The organism is uncultured Bifidobacterium sp. (assembly GCF_945269915.1).
Taxonomy (GTDB): Bacteria; Actinomycetota; Actinomycetes; order Actinomycetales; family Bifidobacteriaceae; genus Bombiscardovia; species Bombiscardovia indica.
The window spans coordinates 1-4063 of the sequence record NZ_CALYOY010000061.1; the positions used below are offsets into that span (position 1 = coordinate 1).

3 protein-coding genes are annotated in these 4063 nt (G+C 64.6%); 1 reads left to right on the plus strand and 2 read right to left on the minus strand.

Annotated features, from left to right (window positions below; translation table 11 throughout):
- Positions 1-11 precede the first annotated feature (11 nt).
- Entirely contained in the window at positions 12-1520 is a 1509-nt protein-coding gene (locus Q0K62_RS07825) for an FGGY-family carbohydrate kinase (protein ID WP_297317415.1), read from the minus strand.
- A gap of 174 nt (positions 1521-1694) precedes the next feature.
- Here Q0K62_RS07825 and Q0K62_RS07830 point away from each other — a divergent pair, with 174 nt between their 5' ends.
- Positions 1695-2930, plus strand: coding sequence for an ROK family protein (locus Q0K62_RS07830; RefSeq protein ID WP_297317416.1), 1236 nt, complete (start codon positions 1695-1697; stop codon positions 2928-2930).
- Positions 2931-2963: 33 nt separating this feature from the next.
- Here the strand turns inward: Q0K62_RS07830 and Q0K62_RS07835 are convergent.
- Positions 2964-4063, minus strand: a 1100-nt coding sequence (locus Q0K62_RS07835) for a hypothetical protein (RefSeq protein ID WP_297317417.1), incomplete at its 5' end; no start/stop codon positions are given.

Sequence of the window (4063 nt, forward strand, 5' to 3'; positions counted from 1 at the left end):
TCCCCGGCGGATTACTTTCGCCAGTCCCGGTACTGGCGAAAGACCTGATCCTGTGGCTGCCCGGTGAGGGTCTCTTCGACCTCCACGGGCCAGGTAGGTGGCTGGTCCTGCCCGGAGAGGGCCCAGGCGGCCTGGCGTGCTGCGCCGATGGCCACATACTCGTCGATGCGTGGCAACTCCACATCCATACCAAGAATCTGGGGGGCATAGGCCCTGACCGCCCTGGACTTTGCACCGCCGCCGACCAGGAGGATGCGTTGGACTTCGGTGCCGAGATGCTCGAGCAGCTCCAGGCAGTCGCGCTGGGAGCAGAGGAGCCCCTCTACGAAGGCTCGGGCCAGGTTGGGCCTGCTCGTGTTCTCCAGGCTCAGACCGTTGAGGCTGGCCCTGGCCTCCGGACGGTTGGGGGTGCGTTCGCCATCGAAATAGGGGATCAGGGTGATGCCTCCGGCTCCCGGCTCAGACTGGTCGGCCAGGTCGGCCAGGTCGTCGTAATCCACACCCAGGGCGGCACGGCCCGCATCGAGGATTCTGGACGCGTTGATCGTGCAGGCCAGGGGGAGCCAGTGTCCGGTTGCATCGGCGAATCCGGTTACCGAGGCGGTCATGTCGTAGGCGGGCACGGGGCTGATGGCAGCGGCCACACCGGAGGTGCCCAAAGAGATCGAGACATCTCCGACCTGCATGGAAAGCCCCAATGCGGTCATGGCGTTGTCGCCTCCTCCCGGAGCTATGATGCAACCGCCGGGGACGTCCCTGCCGGCGATTCGGGGGTCGGCCTTGGCGCCGACCTGATGAGGGCCAAGGACCTTGGGGAGGACGACCTTCTCGGCCATTCCCTCGGGAAGGGCCATGGCAAGGAGGTCGCGACGATAGGCGTTCGAGGCTGAGTCAAAGTAACCGGTGCCGGAGGCATCGGACCTGTCGGTGAAGAGGTCATTCAGGTTCGTCTCCGCCTCGTCCGCGGCCGCGGGGCCGTGCCCGGCGATGGCCCAGCTCAGCCAGTCGTGGGGCAGGCAGATGGCGGCAATTCTCGCGGCATTGTCGGGTTCGTTGCGGCTCACCCAGTCCACCTTGGTGATGGTCAACGAGGCGACAGGGGAGGATCCGACCGCCCTGACCCAGCGCTGGCGGCCGCGCATGACCGGATCGTCATCCAGGTCCGACTCCGTCCCTCCGTCCTTGGGGGACTGGCCCAGACGGGCGATCAGGTCCTCCGCATCGGGTGCCGACCGGATGTCGTTCCAGAGCAGGGCATCACGGATGACCCGGCCGGTCTCGTCCAAGAGGACCATGCCGTGCTGCTGGCCACCCACCGAGATGGCGGAGACATCGTCCAGCCCCCCCGCCTCCTGGGTCGCCTGCCTGAAGGCATCCCACCAGGCCTGCGGGTCGACGCTGGTCCCGTCGGGATGTGATGCCTTGCCGAAACGAACCATCCGTCCCGTCACGGCATCCGTGACCCTCACCTTGCAGGATTGAGTCGATGTGTCGACTCCCGCCACCAGTACCTTGTTCATGCCGCCTCCTTGTTTGCCCAGATTGCATCTGCAGCCTGATACCATTCTACCCAAATCATTAGATGAATAAACTAAATCCAATCGCACAGCATTGACAACGGCAGGTGGGATACTGAAAGCCGATATACCCATCCTGCCGTCCGGGATGAACATCAACCTTGGGAAGGTCGATTCGTGGCTGCCTTGCGCTCAATCAATCAGGATGACCTGAGGAATCACAACCTTTCGGTCATCATCGACACCATCCTGCGTTCCACGACGGCGTTGAGCAGGGCGGATCTGGCCAAGGCCACCGGACTGACCAAGGCCACCATGTCCCTGCTGGGCGCACTCCTTTTGGAGAACCGGGTCATACGCGAGGGGGAGCCGGAGACATCGCAGACCACCTACGGCCGCCCAAGCACCCCCCTGTCCATCGCCCGTGGGCGCTGGGCCGGTGTGGGCCTGCAGATCAACACGGACGGGTACGGGTGCCTGGCCCTGGACCTTGACGGAACACTGATCGATTCGGCCTGGGTCGATGATGACATGCGCGAGGCGGAGCCTGATCAGGTCTTCGCCAACCTGGACGCCCTGGCCAAACCCATCGAGGCGAACCTCGGCGGCAGGAACTATCGGGTGGTGGGGGCAGGGCTGGCCCTCCCCGGTCTGGTCACCGATGATATGCGGCTGCTGATGGCCCGGAACCTGGGATGGGAACGACTCGACCTCTCCCGGTTCGATCTGGTCCGGAGGCTGGATCCCACGGCCGGCAACGAGGCCCGTCTGGCTGCCCTGGCGCAGATTCCCGGATTCGCTACGCAACGTCCGGCCGACGGTGGGGATACTCCCCTGTCGCCAACCGATTCCTTCCTCTACATCTCCACGGACATCGGTATCGGGGGAGCTGTGGTTCGGCGTGGTGCCGTTGAGGTGGGCGATCATGGCTTTGCGGGGGAGCTCGGTCATGCCTCGGTGGACCTGAATGGTCCCACCTGCAGGTGCGGGCGGCGGGGGTGCCTGGAGACCTATGCAGGTCGCAGGGCCCTGGTGGAGGCGGCGGGCATCGCCTCGGGGGCCGAGGCGGTCTCCACCCAGGCCATGGATGAACTCTACAGACGGTGGCAGCAGGGAGACGACAAGGCCGTCGACGCCATCGACCGGGGCCTGGATGCGATGATATCGGTCATCGCCACGGCCATCAATATCGTGGATGTGGACACGGTCATCCTGGGGGGATTCTGGTCCCACTTCGGCGGGAATCTCGCCCAGCGCCTGCAGGGTAGGCTCAATCGGCTGACTTTGGGCAGGACCGCCGTGACCGTGAGGGTCCTCATGCCCAGCCTGGCCGAATATCCGGCCCTGAGGGGCGCGGCCCTGGTGGGGCTGCGTCGGTTCATCGACAACCCCTTGGGGTTCTTCGAGGAGTGAACCACCGCCTCCTGGGGTCACTGCGGGAACCGGTCATTCGCCGATGGCCTGGGCGATGATCCGGGTCGACTGCTCGAAATGGGTACCGGCGGCTTGGAGGCCGGTGGCCAGGCCGCCCACCAATGCTGTGCAGAGGACGATGGCCGCCCACCAGGACCATTGGATGCCCAGCCGTGCATGCCCCAGGTATACGAAGAGGTTGAAGGCCGTACCGCCTGTGCAGATCAGGGTGACGATGAAGGAGAGCAGGGTGGCGGTCACCATGGTGATGGCCCCATCAAGGCTGCCCAGGATTCGCAACTGCCCCACCTCGGCCCCGGAGACATAGGTCAGGGCCAGGTCCAGGCTCCGTCCCCTGGATGTGATCAGCAGGCCCGATATGACCCCGGCCAAGGTGACGACCAGGGCGGGACCGAGCATAGCCGCAAGGGAGACCAGCATCTGTCCGTCCGAGCTGCTGTCGTCGCTGGTGCCCGGGGGTGCGAACCAGGCCATGGAATTCCTTAGGGTGAGGAGTATGCCGGAAAAGGACATAAGGAGGGAGAGACCTGCGGCCATGGGGATGATGGTGGCACCCTGCCGTTGGATCCTGCCGACGGCCTGCTGACGGGCCAGGACCCAGGTTGGCGAGGGAAGAGGGATCAGGTTGGTCCACCCCCGGGTCAAGAGGGGGAGGATATAGGGTGACCAGGCGGCCAGGGAGAAGATCAGCAGGAACATTGCTCCCATGGATGTTCCCAGGAAGAGGTTCATTTTGCTCTGGATTGCCTTGCTGCCCAGGATGTTCGCCAGCTCGGTCCGGTCGGCCCGGCCGGAGGCCAGTCCTGGAATGGCCAGCAGACAGAGGGCTCCGGTGAGGAAGATGCCTCCCATGAAGGTTCGGAAAGTGCCAGCCTTTCCGGGGGGATTCCAGGATTGTCTGAGGGCTTCCATGGGCCGGATCCTGCCCAGGGAACGGACGGTCATGACTGTGCCGATGAGGGTGGTGGCCCCGCTGATGATGAGTCCGGTGCGCAGGGAGAAGGGGAGATTCACATTCCTGTAGGGAAGGGTCATGTCAAAGGAATTGGTTATCAGGGCACAGATGATCGGGGCGACCAGGGGTGTCAGGAGGCAGGAGACGACGGCGGCCA